Raw genomic sequence first — 18,561 nt, 5'->3', positions numbered from 1 at the left:
AAAAGGCTCCTGGAAGTACGGTCGGCAATAGAATCGACTATAACGGTGTAAACGCGCCTAGCCGCGTTTGCTCAAGGTACGTTTTGGGTTGGCCGATGCGGTTTCTTCCACGGCGATGTAAACGGTTAAAAATGCCAGTCCTCAGCGCGAACGACGCGACAGAATGGACCCGCCAGGGTCGCATTGTGATGAGCGATGATATGTTCGGCCTTCAACTCAGGGGTATCGGTGCAGGTATGACCATCGGCGATCAGTACTGCATCGAATCCAAGATCGCGTGCGGCGCGGCAGGTGCTGTCGACACAATACTGGGTCTTCATTCCGGCAATAACCACACCTTGAGATCCACAAGCCTTTAGCCGATCGGCCAGGTCAGTCATGGCGAAAGCGTTGGGTCGGTTTTTTTCGAAGATTACTTCGTCGCCTTGTAGCAGCAGTTCCTGTACCAGTTGCGCCAACGGGCTTGCAGGTTCGATTGGCGAGCCAGGTGGGCCGACGTGGCGAGCAAGGAAAATTGGCGCGCCAGCCGTGCGGGCCTTGCTCAACAGGTTATTCAAAGTGTTCAGCAGCGCTTCGCCAGCCCATGGTTTATCCGGACCATGAAACAATCCAACCTGCATATCGAGAATCAACAGTGCGTACATAGTGCTTTCCTTGCGTTTGGACCAGCGACACAAGGGCAAAAGAAAAGGCCCTGTCCATCGCTGGCGGGCCTTTGAAGTTCGTGCGTTATTGGCTCACGACACCTCTCACGACCCGCCTTGGGCGGTCGTGGTCGTGGTGGTCGAGGCAATGCGTGGCTGATTCATAAAGTGGACAGTATCTGCACGGTATCTGGTTGGCAAGGGGGCGTGACCTGCGTGGCGGTTACTGCTTGTATTGATCGTTGAGGTCCGTTTCTAGTCGGTGACGTCTGTTGCGAAGGGCTGCAATCGACCCAATACGCCCGTGATTGCGCATTATTCTGCCGCCCTGAGTGTGTTGATCTGGACTATGAGTTTAGAAATATCGGCGGTTTCCACGAACAGATCATAGGCCTCTAGATAGAGGTATTCGTTACTTGTCTGCAGGGCATTATTGGTGACGCAAGTAACCTTGCGGGCCATGCCTTGCAGTGAGGCGACTGTATGTGTGGCGGGAAGGGATTCGCCTACCGAACACTCAAATTTCTGCACGAATGGTTTGCCGGTGCTCTGAGTGAAGTGTTTGCTGTAAGTGACAACACTCCCAGGTTTGAGTTTTTGCCAATCACCATCCAGGTCGATGTTCGTGAGGGTGCTTTGCTGGTCGGTTTTGCCAGCGAGCTCAGTGCTGCTCGTCGCGGCGAGTTCGATCAGCCCACGCCAGCGTAGGCTTACACGCTGGCTGCCCAGTGCTCCCGTCGCTTGCTCGCGCCATATGCCGCGGGCCGGGCCCGATTGCAAATACAAGTCCATTGGATGGTCGTTGACCACGGCGCGCGGCACGAGCGGAGAGCTAGCGTTGTAGGTGAATTGCAGATGGTTGAGCGTGTGGGTCGGTTGTCCCAGGGGTAGGGCGCTGACCTGTGTCAACAATGTCGCCGGTAGCTCCGGTGTACGCATGTCCGGCGGCAATTTTTGCCGAGTGACTGGCGTGGCGAGTTTCGCCAGGTTGGTGGGCTCGGCGCACACGGCGCCAATTAGCCGGGCACGTTGTTCAGTGTCCAATGCACTGTCGATTGGCTTAACGGGCGGCGGCAGCAAAATCTGATCGCCTAAACGATAAGCCTGGCGAGTGCTGGCCTGGCGGGTTGCACAGTCCACCTCGACACGCTCGAACTGGCGGTCGTAGGGCTTTCCTTCGCTTTCGTCCAGACGGGTGCGCCTGAAGTCGATGCCCGCCCAGATCGAGCGTCGGGAATTCACGATGCCCAGGGTGCCAGGGTCCAATAACAAAAGGTCTTCGCTGTCACCGGGAAGCTGCTTCCAAACGCTGTCTCGGAGCGCTTGGCACATCTGCTGAGCGATGTTCCGCGCCTTGTCTGCTGGCAGAACATAGGGACTGCTCCACCTCTTTGCCTGTCGATAATCCATCGCCAATGTCAACGAACCGCAGGTCGCGAAAAGCCGGGCCCGGGTAGCTGGCTCGGTGCCTTCAGCCGGTACGTCAACCGTCAGCACGGCAGTTTGGTCGAGTCTGAAAGTGCTATCCAACGGCAGCGGCCGGGATTGTACTCGGGTCGCCATGGCTCGATTTTGCGCCTCCTGCTCGGCAGCCTCGCGCTTATAGTAGTTGGCCATCCCGTTGCCTTGCAGGGCACAACCCGCCAGGGTCACAGCGATGGCAACACCCGCCAGGCGAAATAGAAGATTCACTGCAAACAGCTCCTTGGCGCACCCGTAATTCATCGTGATAGCGGATGCATCTTGTGAGGGGATCGAGGTTTTGACATTGTTGCGACGTGGTCGAGACAATGTCCGTGGTAGTCGAAGGCCAAGAAATATCGAGGGGAGACGGTCCTTCGTCGGTATCTGAGTATCGAGTTCATCTGATCGGCTTGACCATCAAAACCTTTAGGACGGGGAGAGGGCGAGGCTCGAGAGAGGCTTCTCCGGGCGGGCAGCAAACGACCCCAAGCATCCATCGAAAAGAGACCCGACAGGGATACGCTAAAGTTATGCGGGTCGTCGATTGTCCGCCCTGCTTCCGTCCCTGGAGGGTCCGATGCCGCCCATCATTACATGCTTGGTGGCGCTGTCTGTTCTTGGCCTGACTCCTGTAGTGCAAGCCCAGACTAACGCCTGCCCACCTGGCGAGAAACAAGTGTGCCTGAACGGCTGCATCTGCCTGCCAGATTTGGGGCAGATGCCTGATGGCGTCTACCAGGTCGCGGCACCTGCCTTGGCGCTGTGGCTGACCCAGGCACGCGCTGAAGCAGCCAGCGCCGAGATCCAACCCATTCCACCGCACATCCGGGAGCAACTGCTGCGCTGGTACGACCCCAGCGTCCTCGATGCCGCGCACTACAAAGTGAGCGACAACGGCCAATTCAGCGCCGCCACTTCCATGCTGCAAAACCCCGACGTCGGTGCCGTGACGCTGATCGACATCATCCTCTTCCGGGACACTCAAACCGCAGAACAGGACATCGCGCTCTGGGCTCACGAACTGAAGCACGTGCAGCAGTTTCGGGAATGGGGGGTAGAAGGATTTGCCCAGCGCTATACACAAGATTTCAACGCTGTGGAGGCGCCGGCTTATGCCATACAGGCTGAGGTTCGACGGTCGGTGCGGGGAGAGGCTCACTGAAGGGTAGCGAAGCCGCCTGACATAACAGGCATAAAGCAGTCATTATTGGCTGAAAGCAGCCTGTCAGTTAGGGAAGAGTTGAATGGTGTTCAGGGTGATGGTGGTCGGTGGCTACGGAAACTTCGGTAGCATCGTTTGCAGGCATTTGGCGGTGATGCCAGATGTGGAACTGGTGATCTCGGGCCGCGATCCACACAAGTTGCAGCGCAAAGTCGATGAGTTGAAGAGCCAATCGGGCACTGTCGCCGAAAGTTGGTGCGGCAATGCCATGGGCACTGAGTTCAAATCCGTTTTGCGCTCGATGGACATCCAGTTGGTTATCCATACCGGCGGCCCGTTTCAGGGGCAATCCTATGCGGTCGCCGAGAGCTGCATCGAGGCTGGCGTGAACTACTGCGACCTGTCTGACTGCCGAACCTTCGTCAACGGCGTTGGCGTACTCGATGCCTTGGCGAAACAGGCAGGAGTGGCGATCCTCAGTGGCTGCAGTTCGGTGCCGACGCTATCGTCAGCCATCATCGATCAGCAGCGCTATCGCTTCAGTCGTATCGACTCGATCGAGCATGGCATTTCCTCTTCGGCGAAGATGCCGGGATTGTCGACTGTCGAAGGCGTACTCGCCTACGCAGGTAAACCGATCAGGCAACTCAAGAATGGCAAGGTGCATGAAGTGTCGGGTTGGCAGGATCTGACGCTGCGCAAGATGCCGCGTCTGGGCACTCGCGTGCTGGCCAACGTTGATGTGCCGGACATGGATATTTTCGCCAGCCGCTATGGCGCGCAAACCCTGAGCTTCAAGGCCGGCGCGGGCTTGAAGCTGGGTGGTGTCGCCAACTATCTGCTGGCTCAGGCGTTGAAGATCGGGCTGGTTCGCGACCATGCCCTTTGGGCCGCCAGACTGCATCGGCTGGGGACCCGGTTTGAACGTTTCGGCGATGGCAAAAGCGCGATGTACATCGACGTTCAGGGCAGGGGAGTTGACGGGAAACCGCTGGCCATGACGGTGCAACTGACGGCCATGAATGACAAGGGGCCGCAAATCCCAAGCTGCGCATCTGTAGCCTTGGCCGCAAAAATGGCCCAGGGGTATGTGCCGCAACCCGGTGCCAGGGCTTGCGTGGGCGAAATTACCGTCGATGATTACATGGCAGCGATCAACGATCCGGACAATTTGAGCCTGTCCGTGCAGTTCTCTGGCGGGCCCCGCTGACATGCTCTATCTGTGCTTGAAGTACCTCCACGTCATTGCCGCGATTTTCCTGTTCGGATTCGGCATGGGCTCCTACCTCTACCTGATCGCCGCCAGCCGCACGGCCAACCCTCAAGTGATCGCGCATGTGGCCCGAATGGTCGTGCGCTTCGACACCTGGATTACCACGCCGGCAGGCTTTGTACAGATCATCACGGGTTACCTGCTGATGAGGCTCGCCGGACTTCCCATGACCACGGAGTGGGTGCTGACTTCGTTGATTATCTTCTTCTGCGTGGGTTCGCTTTGGCTGCCGGTACTGGTGTTGCAGAAGCGGCTGTACCTGATGGCGTCGTGCGCAGTTGAGGCCGGAAGCGGACTCGATGATGAATACCGATCCGTGTACAAAAAATGGTGGTGGATGGGGGTAGTCGGATTTGTCGGGATGTTTGTGATTGTGCTGATGATGGTGACGAAGATGACGCCGGTGCAACTGGTTGGGCTATTGGGATAGCAGGATCGGCTGGCTCAAGTCTTGGTGTTCCAGGCCACTGCGCACAGGGTAAGTCCCGCCACATTCAACGAGACTGGATTGAAGGCCTCCTTGAGCATTGATGGATTGAAAATTGCTACATCCAGCAGCAGGCCAAACAGCGCCGTCGCGGCGACGGCAAGAGGCCAGGCACTGCGCGGCGCGATCAGTATCCATAAGGCCAGCGCAATTTCTGCGACCCCGGCAATATTGGCGAACAGCTCAACCTGAGTGATCCCGTGAGACTGGATCATTGTTCGCTCGCCAGGGCTCAGCCACAGCAACTTGGGAATCAGACCGTGGTAGCCAAACATGAACGCCAGCCCCCCACGGGCGATCCAGTTAATACGTGTGAGGGTGTTCATAGGGGCGCTTTCAAAAAGCGCTGTTCATGATCAGGATCCGGCAACAGGCACGTGTCGTATTTCCCGAAGAGCCGATAACGATTAAGCGCAATGCGGTCGTATGCCCAATCTCGAAGCATGCGAGGGAAGATGCGCAACAGGTTCACTGGGCGCCAGAGTGCGGGTAACTGGGCGATGACTTCGAAAAATGCATCCGAACGCTCCCAGTAGTGTCGGTCGCGGATCACCGCCATGGTGTCGAATTGATCCACGGGTAAACCTGCCCACGCGAGCAGGACTTGTCCCTCGGGGGACTGAACCGCCGCTAACCGCACGCGCTGCTGGCGGTCATGGCGAATCAAGAACCTCGCCCAACCATTGCACAGCTTGCAGACACCGTCGAACAAGACCACCGTCTCTCCTGGTTTGAGCAGCGGCGCGGGTGAGGGGCGGATTTTCGAGGTGGGCATAAGCGTGGATCCAAGGGAACCTGATTATCCCGGATCATAACCGCGTGCCAGCGTTAAAGTCTGCATTTCGCCGAAGGGGGCTGCTCCTTGCCGACAGCTGCAATATCATTGTTCCTTTGAAATCAGCCAAGGAGGCATCCATGAGTGTGCGTGGTAAAGACCGGCAGATCGACAATATTGAATTTAATGTTGACGACATTGCCCGCAGCAAAGCTTTCTACGGCAGTGCGTTCGGCTGGACATTCATCGACTACGGCCCGACCTATACGGAATTCAGTGATGGCCGCCTTACCGGTGGCTTCACTACGGGAGAGCCGGTTCGACCTGGTGGCCCTTTGATCATTTTGTATTCGGATGATCTCGATGAGGCGCAGCAACGCCTCAGAGCCTTGGGCGCTGTTATCACCCGCGAAATATTCTCGTTCCCTGGTGGAAGCAGATTCCACTTCATTGATCCGGATGGCTATGAACTGGCCGTTTGGACAACTCAGCAGTAGGGCTCAGGTCGGCCCAAAGCGGTCCATTACCAGGGGTCGCTTTGGGCCGATACTCAAGCGGTAGGTGCGGGTCGAGCCATGACCCTGGTCGCATAAATTTGAAATGCACAGCGTTGCTCGCCAGAATCGCGGGCCGATCCGGTCAAAGGTGCCGGACGCTCGTGGTGAAAAGGGGCAGCAGTTGAACCAACAGACATTGTCCATGCGCCTGGAACGCGTGGCGGCACATGTGCCAGCAGGTGCGCGCCTGGCCGATATCGGCTCGGATCACGGCTACCTGCCTGTGGCATTGATGCGCCGTGGCGCCATCGTGGCGGCGGTGGCCGGAGAGCTGGCATTGACGCCATTTCGCTCGGCCGAACGCACCGTGCGCGAGAACGACCTGGACCAGTGGATCACCGTGCGCCTGGCCAATGGCCTGACGGCAATCGAGCCGGGAGACGGGATCACGGCAATCAGCATCTGCGGCATGGGCGGCGAGACGATCCGCGACATCCTCGACAGCGGCAAGGCACGTCTGAGCGGCCAGGAGCGGCTGATCCTTCAACCCAACGGCGGCGAGCAGCCACTGCGCCAATGGCTGATGGAAAATGGTTACTGCATCCTCTGCGAGGAAGTGCTGCGGGAAAACCGCTTCGACTACGAAATCATCGTCGCCGAGCGCACCGGGCCGGTGATGTACACCGCCGAGGAGCTGTATTTCGGTCCGCTGCAGATGCGGGCACGCAGCTCGGCATTCCTGATCAAGTGGCAGCGCCTGTTGCGCGAGAAGCAGCGGACCCTGAGCAACTTCGCCAAGGCGCGGCAGGCCGTGCCCGAGGAGAAGGTGCAGGACGTCGCCCGGCAGGCCCGGTGGATCACCGACCTGCTGGCTTGTGCCCTTGACTAAGTAATTATTTCAACCTGACTGTTGCTGCCCTTATAGGGTTTGCGGTTAGCGGCAGCACAGGCAACCGCTGATCAGCGGTTGGTCGGGGTCGTTTTCGAGAAATGTAACCATGACTTCCATGCCCGTTCGGGGGGGCGTCATTTCACAACTCCAATTGGAGGTCCCCCTCAGCCAACAACAACTCTTGTCGTCAAATCTACCTTCGCGGTCCCAGGGGAACTTGACCTTGACCCTTCCGAGGCGCCTATCACCCTGGATCTCCTCGTCTTCCAGAGCGATGACCACAGCGGTGTGGTTGCTTGGTGCCTGAGGTTTCTTGTGAGCCAAAGGCGGACGATAGGACACCTCCCACGGAAGAACGATAAAGCGGTTGCGGTAACCCTGATGAAAGTCATCCTCGTTGTCTGTGCTGCCACTGGCGACGTTCTCGCTCAATACCTGTGGTTGCTTGCCTTCGTGGATGACCTGAGTCAGTAACCATAGGTCGTTCCATTCCTGGCGCGGGTGGCCAGAGATCTTCAGAACATGGCCACTGACTAACCGGGTCTGGTCACCTTGCCCTTCAGCTTGACGATAAGCCGCGTGGCGGCGCTCCATAGCACGCAGACTTATCTGCTTGCCGTGCTCATGGCTTGTGAAAGGCTTCAGCTTGTTATCGTTTTCCATGCCTGGCTGTTGCTCGTTTCTCCCCAGGCGTAGGTTGAAGCGCTTGATCAGTGGCTCGTTGGCCACTCTATCGCTCTCTTGTCCATAAGCAGTGGGTTGCCCAATCCTGGGAAAAACTGCCTGATCATCGCCAAAGACCAGCACGTGGCCTTGGGCGCTGTGTTGGAAGTGGAAGTGGATACCTTCTTCTTCGCACAAGCGCTGAATAAAGTGCAAATCCGTTTCATCGTACTGGGTACAGTAGTCACGCTCGGGGTAGGTCGACCCCAGATGAAACCGATAAGCCTCACCCACAATCCCGTGTTCTTCCAGTATCAAGGCGACGATTTTCGGCACCGAGAACTGTTGATAGATCCTCTGGTTGATGCGGTGGCGCAAGTAGGACAGGTGCGGTACGAGGGCCAGATTGTAGCGTGTCAAACGCTGATCCTTACCGCTTTGGGCGATGTGATAAACCCGTCCGTGGATGCCGTTGCCCTTCGTGTCGAAGGTCAGAAAAGCCTCTACGTCGAAGAGGCTTTCGAGATCCAGGTCAGACCGCTCGCTAACAAGCTCCACGTTGAAGAGGTAAGGCCTGCTGATCGCCTCATCTCCGGTGAATGCGAGTACTTGAAAATCGTGCGCAAAACCGTCGATGGTCAAACTGAAAGGCGTCTGATTGGCTGGGCTGAACATCCACTGTTCTCTTCTTGCATAAGGTGTTGAATCGGCGCTGTCGCAGATGTCAATGTCAGGAAGCCGGGTAAGCCCAGCTCAGGGCAAGAGCCTATAACAGGCACTAACCCACTAATTTGGCGCCCCTGTATATCGGCGTTTGCGTCTTACTTTCCGGACATAATTAGCCTCAGCCTGCTGCTCACAGCATGTCCGCGTATAAAACAAAGACATGCATGGAGCAACAGGTGACAAATCAAGTCAGATTACACACCACTCTTCACTTTGGTCCAAATCCGTGTGCGGATTCGCTCCAGCTTCAATGGCAATGGCTCAAGTGGGATAAGTGTGGCAACAGTCTTTTTGTCTGGATAAATCCAGGGGTTGTCTCGCAACTTCTGTTCGACAAACTCAGCGGCATCTTTGTTAGCGTTAGGGTAGAGAGTGTGGTTTGAGGTCTTGGCAATAATTTCTGGCCGCAACATGTAATTAATAAACGCCATGCCTTCCTTTGGGTGGGGCGCGTCTTTTAGAAGAACCAGATTTTCCGACCAGACCAGCGCTCCTTCGCGAGGAAGGCTGTAGGTAATCTTGCGTCCAGTGTTGGTCTTCTCGTTTATGGCCTGCGCAGCAAGGGCACCATTAGCCCATCCCACGACTGCACAAATATTGCCGTCAGCCAGGTCAGCGTCAATTCGGGAGGAGTCGAAATAGAGGACGTAGGGACGGATTTTTAACAGTAGGGCTTGAGCTTTCTGGTAATCATCCGGGTTCCTGCTGTTGCTGGGGAGCCCAAGGTAATGCAAAGCAATCGAAATGATCTCACTTGGAGAGTCAAGCATTGCCACACCACACGACTGGAGCTTGCTGATGTTTTCTTCTTTGAAGATCAAATCCCAGCTATTCACCGGAGCATTATCACCCAATGCCGCTTTGACTTTGTCAACGTCATAGCCAATGCCGGTAGTGCCCCATAGATAGGGCACGGCGTAGCGATTACCAGGATCATTGACCGCGACCTGGGACAAGATATCAGGATCGATATGGGACAAATTACTCAGTTGATTACGATCCAGCGGCTGAAGTACTCCCGCCTGGATCAGGCTTGGCAACACATTGGAGGTGGCCACAACCACGTCATACCCCGTGCGCCCAGCCATTACCTTGCTCTGCATGATTTCGGCGCTGTCGAAAGCATCCATATGCACTCTGGTGCCGGTTGCCTGCTCAAACTCCTTTGGGGTCTCCGGTGCGAGAAGCCCGAACCAGTTGTATAGATACACCCCAGGCTCTACAGCCCCCACTGATGTGCTCATCCCAGCACAGAGAAGCGAGGCCGAAAAAAGGGTTCGCAAACGTGATTTTCTCATGCAACATCCTTGTCAAGACGATGTGCCCTCATGGCCATCGTAAGTCCTGCTAGCGAATATACCGGGCGTTACCGAATAGTAAATACCTACGAATACTTATCTCTGACCTACGAATCCCTAACCCTAAAGGGGTAGAAAATGCCGTTCGACCTTCATAGCCTGGCTTGGCACCGATCGATTGGGAAGCTGATCATGCAGTTGAACCGTCCAGAATTCTGGAGTTCGCTTGTTCGTATATTAAACGAATACGTGCAAATCGATAATTGGGTTGTATTGATCTTTAGCAATCAACAAGTGCAAGTTGTAAGTCTTCCTGAGGTCGCGGATGTCGAAGAGGTAGACGCGTTCATTCATCGCTATGTGAAGGGGCTTTACCTGCTGGATCCATTTTATATAGCTAATCGAGAAAACCCCCAGAGCGGTTTCTTTCATTTGCTGGATATTGCGCCGGAATACTTTCTTGAAACTGAGTATTATCATCAATATTTTGCACAATATATCTCTGTGGATGAGGCTCAGTACAACGTTCAGCTCGACGCCGATAGAACGTTATGCATTTCCGTGGGTAGCAAAGTCCGTTTTAATCAAGAGCAAATAACGATGCTTGATATTATCAAGCCGTGGGTGACTGCATTAATGCATCAGCGCATGTGTTTTGAAATTGATGTAGAGAAAAATCTCACTGAACCACCTCTATGGCCAGAAACGATTACCCAGCTTGGCACGCAAATAACAGCGCGCGAAAGCGATGTGCTCAGATTGTTGCTCAGTGGCTTCTCTAATAAAGAGATAGCCGGAAAGCTTTCCCTCTCGGTGGAAACGATAAAGGTTCATCGCCGTAACATTTATGCAAAATTAAATATCAAGTCGCAGTCCGAGCTGTTTGCTCGATTTTTTATGCCAAAACAAGATGTTTTCTCTACAAGTTGAAGTCGGTGTTTTAGTCTGGGTATTACCGTTAAATGGGCTCACGGCTTCAGGTGCGAACCTGGCCTGACCTCTAATCCTGGCTCGGGATGAGGGCATCACGCTAATTCGCGCGGGTAATCGGAGTCATGTTCCTGCAAGCATCAGATCCAGATTCTGCACTGCTGCTCCAGCGGCTCCCTTCCCAAGATTGTCAAATACCGCAGCCAACAAAACCTGCCCCGTCTCATCATTCTCAAACACTGACAATCGCAAATCATCAGTCCCGTTAAGTGCTTGAGGATCAAGGTACGTCAACCCTTTAGCCTCCTGCATCGACATCACCTGTACATGGCTCGCATCGACGTAGTGCCGCATCAGACACGCATGCAACTGCACCGCACTCACACCTGGCGCCAACAACCGGGTTTGCAAGGGGATGGTCAGTACGATCCCCTGCCGAAAAGCGCCATAGGCCGGCACAAACATCGGCGGCTCCGTCAGACCGCTTTGCTGCTGAATCTCCGGAATATGTTTGTGTGCCAGCCCCAGCCCATAGACCTGAAACGCCGACGCCTGTGCTGCGCCTTCTCCCTCATGCTCTTCCACCCCGACACGTCCTTTCCCGGAATAACCCGACACGGCATGAATGTTCATCGGGTAATCCTTGGGCAGTAATCCGGCCTCCAGTAAAGGGCGCAGCAACCCTATCGCCCCCGTTGGATAGCAACCGGGATTGCTGACCCGTCGTGCGGCGGCGATGCGTTGGCTCTGCTGCGGATTCATCTGCGCGAAACCATAGGTCCAGTCTGGATGGGTGCGGTGCGCCGAACTCGCATCGATCACCCGAACGGCGGGGTTTTCAATGGTCGCTACTGCGTCGCGCGCGGCTTGGTCGGGCAAGCAGAGAATCGCGATGTCGCAGTTATTGATGGCTTCGGCGCGACGTTGCGGATCCTTGCGATATTCGCGGCTGAGCGTGATAAGCCGCAGATCGCTCCGGTTGGGTAGGCGTTGATGGATTTGCAACCCGGTGGTGCCTTGGTCGCCATCGATGAATACAAGGGGACTTGCCATGGAATGCTCTCGGACGTTGGAAATCAGGAGTTCCAATCTTCAGTGAGGCGCTAAGATAGGAAAAGTTGAATTTATAAACGATGAAATTCAGTTTTTCTGAACGAGGAGTCACTCATGCGCGAAATCAGCCTGGACCGTCTGCGCACGCTGGTGGCGATTGCCGACCTGGGTTCGTTTGCCGAGGCGGCCCGTGTGCTGCACTTGGCGCCGCCCACGGTCAGTTTGCATATCGCCGACCTGGAGGCGCGCGTGGGCGGCAAGCTGTTGTCGCGCACGCGTGGGCGCGTTCAGCCTTCGGCGATTGGGAACACACTGGTGGAACGTGCGCGGCGCCTGTTGGCGGATGCGGAGCAAGCGCTTGAGAACGTGGAACGTCAGGTACAGGGATTAGCCGGGCGTGTGCGGCTAGGCGCCTCCACGGGGGCCATCGCACAGTTGATGCCGCACGCTTTGGAGACGTTGAGCCAACGCCATCCCGCTATCGATGTGCAGGTCGCGGTGCTCACGTCGCAGGAGACTTTGAAGAAGCTTGCCGAGGGCGCTTTGGAGATCGGTTTGGTCGCGCTGCCGCAGTCCCCGGTGAAGGGCTTGCGGATCGAGCCATGGCGACGGGACCCGGTTATGGCCTTCCTGCCGGCTCGCTGGGAATCCCCGGAGGTTGTGACCCCCGACTGGCTGTCCACTCAGCCATTGATTCTGAATGACAACACCACTCGTCTTTCGCGTTTGACTGCGGAGTGGTTCGCCAGTGGTGGGCCGCAGCCTGCGCCGCGTATTCAACTGAACTACAACGATGCGATCAAAAGCCTGGTGGCGGCTGGCTATGGTGCGACGTTGTTGCCGCATGAAGCCTCCACGCCATTGCCCGATACCAGGATCGTCATGCGGCCATTAAAGCCCTTATTGTGGCGGCAACTGGGTATTGCCCACCGTAGTCGAGACATCGAACGGCCTACGCAACATGTGCTGGATGTGCTGTGGGAATTGAGTGCGGGGTAGGGGATTTTGTCAGAGGAGGGACAGCTTCTGGCCGGTTCCGGCCTGTCTCGACCGCAATAAAACGGCAAAAAAGCAGATGCTTGATTATGAAGCAGTTAAATCCAAAATTTTTACTAAAAGAAAATGTACATGAAGAAGCTAAGTAATGATTTCAGTGGAGCACTCCGAACGTTTGCATACTTCATGGCAAGTGGAAGCCATTACATGCTTGAAAACGTTGAGTACCTCGACATTTATGGCTCTGAGCCGAGTGCAATTGAGATGGTTTTCGCGATATTCGCGAACGTGATAGAGATGGACAGTGAAGGCAACGTGCTCAATTTCACCTACGCCCAAAGGAGAGCGACTGACTACTTAAGGTCATACTGCGACCCATCTTTCAAAGTAACGCCACCTCTTGAAGACTGGGAAACTGAGCTCTATGGGCCGCCCTCACTCGGACGCTAAGAAATGGCGTTAGCTCGCAGACACGAGGAACCGGAAAGGGTCGAAAGTATCTAGCCGAATGGCTGCTTTTGGCCGTTATCTACCTGATGCAAAAGCCAGTTTTCCCTGACAACGCAGCCGGCTATCGGTCCTGCAGAGGTGCCAGCAGTGCCGCGCCAGTGCGAACCTCCCAGTAAATCCGTTGGCGGGCGTCGCAGCGCAGGAAGTGCGAATCAATCGTGGGATTGCTAAACCAACTGGCGGACCCCCAGAGACAAAATCAAACCGCCGCACAGTCGATCGATAGCTTTTTTCCTCCCTTGATACGCGGACGCAATCTTGGGTTGCGAAAGAGTGATTGCAACCATTCCATACCAGGTCATTGAAATCACCACGACAACTGCCAGCATCGACAAAAACGTGCCTGGTGAAACGTGGGCGGGGGCTGCTGCTGAAAAAACAGCGGCATAGAAGGCCATGGACTTGGGGTTGCCGATGTTGGTAACCACCCCCTGAATGAAGGACTGCCGGCAACTACCGGCGACGGAATCATTTAGCGGGCCAAGCGCATTCTTCCCCGCGTTGATCAGCAGTCGGAATCCGAACCACATCAGGTAGGCGGCGCCCAGAACTTTTACAACAAGCGCAGCCCAAGGGAGCGCAGCAAATACAACCCCGAGACCTGCAATTGCACAGGTGGACCAGAACAAATTGACCAGTACGATGCCTGCTACCAAGGCCAGAGCTTCTGACCGTGTAGCAGCTACCGCTTTATGGACCACTGCAACGAAATTTGGCCCAGGGATAACGACACCGGCCAGGTAGACCAAAAAGACCGTCAAAACGGCGGAACCATCAATCATGTGTTTCCTCGCGAGTCCTGTGGACGGTGTTCATTACGCAAATGAGTGTTCTAAGAGCAGGGCACTTACCTGAAATGCCAATGGTAGTCAGTTTGTTCTAGATCGATGGCAACTCAGACATCTCCACCAGCAGTTGTCCAAATGCATTGGCCGCGGGCGTCTTTCCCGTGACACTCCATATCAGTCTGAAATCAGCATCCAGCAGCGGTGGCAGGCCATGTTGGCCGTCAATGACCACCATGCCAGGCTCTAGATCGCCCAGCGGTAGAGCGGTGACGGCAAGTCCCGCCAATACCGCCGCTCTCAGTCCTTGTTGACTTGGAGAGGTAAAGGCGACCCGCCAATCTACGGTGGAACTCTCCAACGCATCTACGGCCACCTGGCGGTGCAAGCAGGGTGCTGGGGCAAACGCCAGTGGCAAAGGGGCATCGCCGGTAAATTCGAAATTCTGCGCAGCGGCCCAGACAAACCGGGTTTCGCGCAGCACGGTACCGCCGGCCTGGCTGCCCGGCAATGCCATGACCACGGCCAGATCGAGCCCGTCGGCATCAACCAGTGCGCGCAGATCGAGGTAGGTGCCGACGGTTACATCCAGGCGTACGGCGGGAAATTGTCTGGCGAACCGAGTCAGTAACGGCGGCAGGCCGTCGCCGATAAAGTTTTCTGGCACACCGAAGCGCACGGCCCCGAATACCGACGACGCTTCGAAACGTCGGGAGAGGGCGTCTTGTGCTCTGAGGATTTGTTCGGCATGGCGCAGAAAATCTTCACCATCTTCCGTCAGTGTCAAACGTCGGGTAGTGCGTACCAATAGCGTGGTACCGACCTGTTCTTCCAAACGCCGGATCTGATGACTGATCGCTGACTGGCTCAAATGCAGCCGCTCTGCGGCACGAGTGAAACTACCGGTGTCCTTGATCGCGAAAAAAGCACGCAACAGAGCTGGGTCGAAGTCCATTAAGTCAACTCATGACGAATATTAATAAAACCTACGAAATTAAATCATTTCTGTCATTTTTTAATTGCTTCCAGAATGCGGCCGGTCACTTGGACTTGTGCCGGGTGACGCTGGCGAGGCTATCGCGTCTCTACTCCTGACGGCGTTCAGAGCGGTCTTGCCAGTGCCCATCAACTTGATCTGGAAGATCACGATGCAGTTCTCTTCTTCGCAAAAGGATATTTTCACCATCGCCGCCGTGTGCCTGGCGTCGCTGATGTTCGGCTTGGAAATCTCGAGCGTGCCGGCAATCCTGCCGACTCTTGAATCGGTTCTGCACAGCGATTTCAAAGATATGCAGTGGATCATGAATGCCTACACCATCGCCTGCACCACGGTGCTGATGGCCACCGGCACATTGGCGGATCGGTATGGGCGCAAGCGAGTGTTTGTCATCAGCCTGGTGCTTTTCGGCATTACCTCACTGGGCTGTGGATGGGCACAAAGCGCCAGTGTGTTGATCGCAAACCGTTTCCTGCAAGGTATGTCCGGTGGTGCCATGCTGATCTGTCAGGTGGCCGTGCTGTCTCACCGGTTCCAGTCGGGAGTTGCGCGCGGAAAAGCGTTCAGTGCCTGGGGAATCGTGTTCGGTATCGGTTTGGGGTTTGGCCCGATAATCGGCGCCGTTATCGTGGCGTTGTCGAGTTGGGAATGGGTGTTTCTGGTGCATGCGCCCATTGCCGTGCTCGCGCTGGTGCTGGTGATCGCCGGTGTCGATGAGTCACGTGATCCGCAGCGTCGCAGGCTGGATGTGTTGGGCATTATTTCGCTGTCACTGGCAGTGTTTGGCCTTTCCTGGTTCATCACCCAGGGCGCGGGGGAGGGTTTCTCCAGCGGTTCGGCCATCACTTGTCTGGTTGTGGCAATGCTCAGCTTTATCGTCTTTGTCGTTGCGCAGCGACGCTATGTCGATCCGATGTTCGACTTCTCGGTATTGCGCATCCGTCGCTTCTCGGGTGCCTTGCTAGGGTCGGCAGGCATGAACTTCAGCTTCTGGCCGTTCATGATTTACCTGCCGCTGTACTTTCAAAATAGCCTGGGCTACGCCAGTGTCGGCACCGGTCTGGCACTGCTGGCCTATACGCTGCCGACGCTGGTTGTTCCCCCGTTAGGTGAACGGCTGGCGCTGCGCTATCGACCTGACGTGGTGATTCCCGCAGGTTTGTTCACCATAGGATTGGGGTTCCTGCTGATGAAATGGGGCAGCAGTGTCGCGCACGCCAGCTGGCTGACGATGCTTCCAGGCTGTCTGATCGCCGGAATCGGACTGGGGCTGACCAATACACCTGTGACCAATACCACCACCGGATCGGTGCCCAGTGAACGTGCCGGCATGGCATCGGGCATCGATATCAGCGCTCGCATGATCAGCCTTGCAATCAATATCGCGCTGATGGGATTCATCTTGGTGGAAGGTATCCTGTCTTCCCTGCGCAACCAGTTGTCTGGCTCGCCCGATGATGGGCAACTGAGATGGCTGGCGGAGAATATTTCGGCCGGCAACTCTGCCGTGTTGGTGCCGACTGGCCAAGGGATCACGATTCCGGTCGATGTCGCCAACGCAGCTTTGGCGCATGGGTTTGGCTGGGTGATGCTGTATGGCGGTATTGCTGCATGGGTGCTGGTGGTGGCAAGTTACCTGGTCTTTCGTTCGAGCAAAGCCGTTCATTCTCAGCGCTGACTGTCATTCGAAGGACTGCTTCTGGCCGTTATCCATCTGATGCAAAAGCCAGTTGTCCCTGACCATGCAACCGAGCCGATGCGCTCGACTATCGGTCCAGTAGAGGTGCCAACAGCGCACACATGCCGCGCCAGTGCGAGCCCTCCCAGTAAATCCGTTGGCAGGCATCGCAGCGCAGGAAGTGCGAATAGAGGACGCCAACGCGTGGCGGCACTTGCGGCCGGGCCAGTTCCGGGCTGATCTCGTGCAGCGGCAGGTTGCAATGGAGGCACAGGCTGAATGGCCGTGCGCTACGCGCCAGGTCGAGGCGCTCGTACAATTCGCGCAGCTGCAGCGACGGTTTCAGGGCATGCACGTAACAGCCGTGGCTGATGATCCGCCGCTTGAGCAGTTCGCGGTCGCGGGTTAGCACGATGCGTCCTTGCTGCGCGGCGATTTCGGCGATCTCGGCATCGTCGAAGCCATTGTCGTAGAGGGTGTCGAAGCCGCTCATGCGCAGCAGGCTGGCCAGCCCGCCAAGGTGCGCATCAGCAACGAAGCGCAGCACCCGTAAAGGTTGTGCACGAACCTTGAGCAACGGACTGATGTCCAGCGTTTCGAACTTGGGATACACCGCCAACCGGTCACCGTCGAAGATCACCCGCTCGAAGCCCACCGACTCGCCGTTGAGCAGCACCATCTCGACTTCGGTGTGCGGTATCCCGAGCGCCTCGATCATGTGCTTGACCGTCGCCCCTCGCGCGCACTCGCAAGTGAAGGACTGCCGCCGTCGCTCGGCCGGCAGGAAATCGTTGAGCTCCTCGTAGAAGCGGAAAGTTGCACGGGTCATGCTGAACAGTATGGCAGGGCTGCAGGAAGAATGAGTCCAGCTGCTCGGCAGAGGGCAGGAGGGATGGACTATCAGGTTGAGCCAGCGCCTTCGAGCGACCCTGCGATCGCTCGAAGGCGCTCCGGTTACTTCAGGTTGCCGCTGAGGAATTGCTGCAGGCGCTCGCTCTTGGGGTTGCCCAATACGTCCTCGGGCGCACCTTGCTCTTCGACCCGCCCCTGGTGCAGGAACAGCACCTGGTTCGACACTTTGCGCGCAAAGCTCATTTCGTGGGTCACCATGATCATGGTGCGGCCTTCTTCGGCCAGACCCTGGATCACCTTGAGCACTTCGCCCACCAACTCCGGGTCCAGGGCCGACGTCGGCTCGTCGAACAGCATGATTTCCGGTTCCATGCTCAGGGCACGGGCAATGGCAACCCGTTGCTGCTGACCACCCGAGAGAAACGCCGGGTATTGATCAGCAACCCGTGCCGGCAAACCGACCTTGTCCAGGTAGCGCCGGGCGCGATCCTCTGCGTCCTTCTTGCTGACACCCAGCACCCGGCGTGGAGCCATGGTGATGTTTTCCAGCACCGTCATGTGGCTCCACAGATTGAAGTGCTGGAACACCATCGCCAGGCGAGTGCGGATGCGTTGCAGTTCGTTGGCGTCGGCCACGCGCATGCCGTGGCGGTCATGGACCATTCGAATCGGCTGGTTGTCCAGACTCATGGCACCGTCGTTGGGTGTTTCCAGGAAGTTGATGCAACGTAGAAAGGTGCTCTTGCCCGAACCACTGGCGCCGATCAGGCTGATCACATCGCCGGTCTTGGCGTTCAGCGAAACGCCCTTGAGGACTTCATGGTTGCCGTAACTTTTGTGCAGGTTTTCAACGGTCAGTTTGTACATGAACAAGCATCC

At 56.4% G+C, this 18,561-nt stretch carries 20 protein-coding genes and 1 pseudogene; 9 read left to right on the top strand and 12 right to left on the bottom strand.

From position 1 onward, the window contains the following. Positions 1–125: 125 nt before the first annotated feature. Together LOY36_RS17205 and LOY36_RS17200 are read right to left on the bottom strand one after the other, a co-directional pair. Entirely contained in the window at positions 126–644 is a 519-nt protein-coding gene (locus LOY36_RS17205) for an isochorismatase family protein (RefSeq protein ID WP_258669136.1), read from the bottom strand. Positions 645–959: 315 nt separating this feature from the next. Further along, complete coding sequence (locus LOY36_RS17200; protein WP_258669133.1) at positions 960–2,336, bottom strand: hypothetical protein; 1,377 nt, start codon at positions 2,334–2,336, stop codon at positions 960–962. Positions 2,337–2,685: 349 nt separating this feature from the next. Between LOY36_RS17200 and LOY36_RS17195 the strand changes: the two genes are divergently transcribed. The 3 genes from LOY36_RS17195 to LOY36_RS17185 all read left to right on the top strand — a co-directional run bounded on the left by LOY36_RS17195 (position 2,686) and on the right by LOY36_RS17185 (position 4,973). Then, positions 2,686–3,270, top strand: coding sequence for a DUF4157 domain-containing protein (locus tag LOY36_RS17195; protein ID WP_258669131.1), 585 nt, complete (start codon positions 2,686–2,688; stop codon positions 3,268–3,270). A gap of 82 nt (positions 3,271–3,352) precedes the next feature. Continuing rightward, positions 3,353–4,480, top strand: a complete 1,128-nt coding sequence (locus LOY36_RS17190; protein WP_258669125.1) for a saccharopine dehydrogenase family protein — start codon at positions 3,353–3,355, stop codon at positions 4,478–4,480. A 1-nt stretch (position 4,481) separates the two neighbouring features. Beyond that, on the top strand, positions 4,482–4,973 hold the full coding sequence (locus LOY36_RS17185) for a DUF2269 domain-containing protein (protein ID WP_258669114.1): 492 nt from the start codon (positions 4,482–4,484) through the stop codon (positions 4,971–4,973). A 14-nt stretch (positions 4,974–4,987) separates the two neighbouring features. Here the strand turns inward: LOY36_RS17185 and LOY36_RS17180 are convergent, their stop codons facing one another. Together LOY36_RS17180 and LOY36_RS17175 are read right to left on the bottom strand one after the other, a co-directional pair. Further along, entirely contained in the window at positions 4,988–5,356 is a 369-nt protein-coding gene (locus LOY36_RS17180) for a DoxX-like family protein (protein ID WP_258669112.1), read from the bottom strand. Continuing rightward, complete coding sequence (locus LOY36_RS17175) at positions 5,353–5,805, bottom strand: thiol-disulfide oxidoreductase DCC family protein (RefSeq protein WP_258669110.1); 453 nt, start codon at positions 5,803–5,805, stop codon at positions 5,353–5,355. Before LOY36_RS17175 ends, LOY36_RS17180 begins: the two co-directional genes overlap by 4 nt. 140 nt (positions 5,806–5,945) lie before the next feature. Here LOY36_RS17175 and LOY36_RS17170 point away from each other — a divergent pair, with 140 nt between their 5' ends. Together LOY36_RS17170 and LOY36_RS17165 are read left to right on the top strand one after the other, a co-directional pair. Continuing rightward, positions 5,946–6,302 (top strand): VOC family protein, encoded by a 357-nt coding sequence (locus LOY36_RS17170; protein ID WP_258669108.1) that lies wholly within the window; start codon positions 5,946–5,948, stop codon positions 6,300–6,302. 181 nt (positions 6,303–6,483) lie between these two features. Further along, positions 6,484–7,191, top strand: coding sequence for a tRNA (adenine(22)-N(1))-methyltransferase TrmK (locus LOY36_RS17165; RefSeq protein ID WP_309475215.1), 708 nt, complete (start codon positions 6,484–6,486; stop codon positions 7,189–7,191). A 45-nt stretch (positions 7,192–7,236) separates the two neighbouring features. Here the strand turns inward: LOY36_RS17165 and tssI are convergent, their stop codons facing one another. Together tssI and LOY36_RS17155 are read right to left on the bottom strand one after the other, a co-directional pair. Continuing rightward, a complete protein-coding gene (tssI, locus tag LOY36_RS17160) occupies positions 7,237–8,532 on the bottom strand; it encodes a type VI secretion system tip protein TssI/VgrG (RefSeq protein ID WP_258669103.1) in 1,296 nt (431 codons plus the stop codon). 245 nt (positions 8,533–8,777) lie between these two features. After that, positions 8,778–9,881, bottom strand: coding sequence for a polyamine ABC transporter substrate-binding protein (locus LOY36_RS17155; protein WP_258669100.1), 1,104 nt, complete (start codon positions 9,879–9,881; stop codon positions 8,778–8,780). A gap of 138 nt (positions 9,882–10,019) precedes the next feature. On the opposite strand from LOY36_RS17155, the gene LOY36_RS17150 reads away from it, so the two are divergent. After that, the gene (locus LOY36_RS17150) at positions 10,020–10,811 is read left to right on the top strand and encodes a response regulator transcription factor (protein WP_258669097.1); all 792 of its coding nucleotides are present in this window, start codon (positions 10,020–10,022) and stop codon (positions 10,809–10,811) included. Positions 10,812–10,934: 123 nt separating this feature from the next. Here the strand turns inward: LOY36_RS17150 and argC are convergent, their stop codons facing one another. Continuing rightward, a complete protein-coding gene (gene argC / locus LOY36_RS17145; protein ID WP_258669094.1) occupies positions 10,935–11,864 on the bottom strand; it encodes an N-acetyl-gamma-glutamyl-phosphate reductase in 930 nt (309 codons plus the stop codon). A gap of 114 nt (positions 11,865–11,978) precedes the next feature. Between argC and LOY36_RS17140 the strand changes: the two genes are divergently transcribed. Beyond that, a complete protein-coding gene (locus tag LOY36_RS17140) occupies positions 11,979–12,863 on the top strand; it encodes a LysR family transcriptional regulator (RefSeq protein WP_258669087.1) in 885 nt (294 codons plus the stop codon). Positions 12,864–12,992: 129 nt separating this feature from the next. Further along, positions 12,993–13,310 carry a hypothetical protein gene (locus LOY36_RS17135; RefSeq protein WP_009048737.1) on the top strand — a complete coding sequence of 106 codons (318 nt, stop codon included), beginning with the start codon at positions 12,993–12,995 and terminating at the stop codon, positions 13,308–13,310. A 121-nt stretch (positions 13,311–13,431) separates the two neighbouring features. Here LOY36_RS17135 and LOY36_RS28985 read toward each other — a convergent pair. The 3 genes and pseudogenes from LOY36_RS28985 to LOY36_RS17125 all read right to left on the bottom strand — a co-directional run. Next, positions 13,432–13,521 (bottom strand): annotated as a pseudogene (locus tag LOY36_RS28985) (twitching motility protein PilT); the annotation flags it as partial. 16 nt (positions 13,522–13,537) lie between these two features. Further along, positions 13,538–14,152, bottom strand: coding sequence for a LysE family translocator (locus LOY36_RS17130; RefSeq protein ID WP_258669074.1), 615 nt, complete (start codon positions 14,150–14,152; stop codon positions 13,538–13,540). 97 nt (positions 14,153–14,249) lie between these two features. Beyond that, positions 14,250–15,110, bottom strand: coding sequence for a LysR family transcriptional regulator (locus LOY36_RS17125; protein ID WP_258669072.1), 861 nt, complete (start codon positions 15,108–15,110; stop codon positions 14,250–14,252). A gap of 193 nt (positions 15,111–15,303) precedes the next feature. Here LOY36_RS17125 and LOY36_RS17120 point away from each other — a divergent pair, with 193 nt between their 5' ends. Further along, positions 15,304–16,830, top strand: a complete 1,527-nt coding sequence (locus LOY36_RS17120) for an MFS transporter (RefSeq protein ID WP_064618602.1) — start codon at positions 15,304–15,306, stop codon at positions 16,828–16,830. 88 nt (positions 16,831–16,918) lie between these two features. On the opposite strand, the gene LOY36_RS17115 is transcribed toward LOY36_RS17120, so the two are convergent. Together LOY36_RS17115 and LOY36_RS17110 are read right to left on the bottom strand one after the other, a co-directional pair. After that, entirely contained in the window at positions 16,919–17,659 is a 741-nt protein-coding gene (locus LOY36_RS17115; RefSeq protein ID WP_258669069.1) for a Mut7-C ubiquitin/RNAse domain-containing protein, read from the bottom strand. Positions 17,660–17,784: 125 nt separating this feature from the next. Beyond that, positions 17,785–18,549, bottom strand: coding sequence for an ABC transporter ATP-binding protein (locus tag LOY36_RS17110; protein WP_019580188.1), 765 nt, complete (start codon positions 18,547–18,549; stop codon positions 17,785–17,787). Between the last annotated feature and the right edge of the window lie 12 nt (positions 18,550–18,561).

This window comes from Pseudomonas sp. B21-019, assembly GCF_024749225.1.
In the GTDB taxonomy this organism is placed as follows: domain Bacteria; phylum Pseudomonadota; class Gammaproteobacteria; order Pseudomonadales; family Pseudomonadaceae; genus Aquipseudomonas.
Note: the sequence above shows the minus strand (reverse complement) of the source record. Positions and strands in the feature narration are given on the sequence as shown.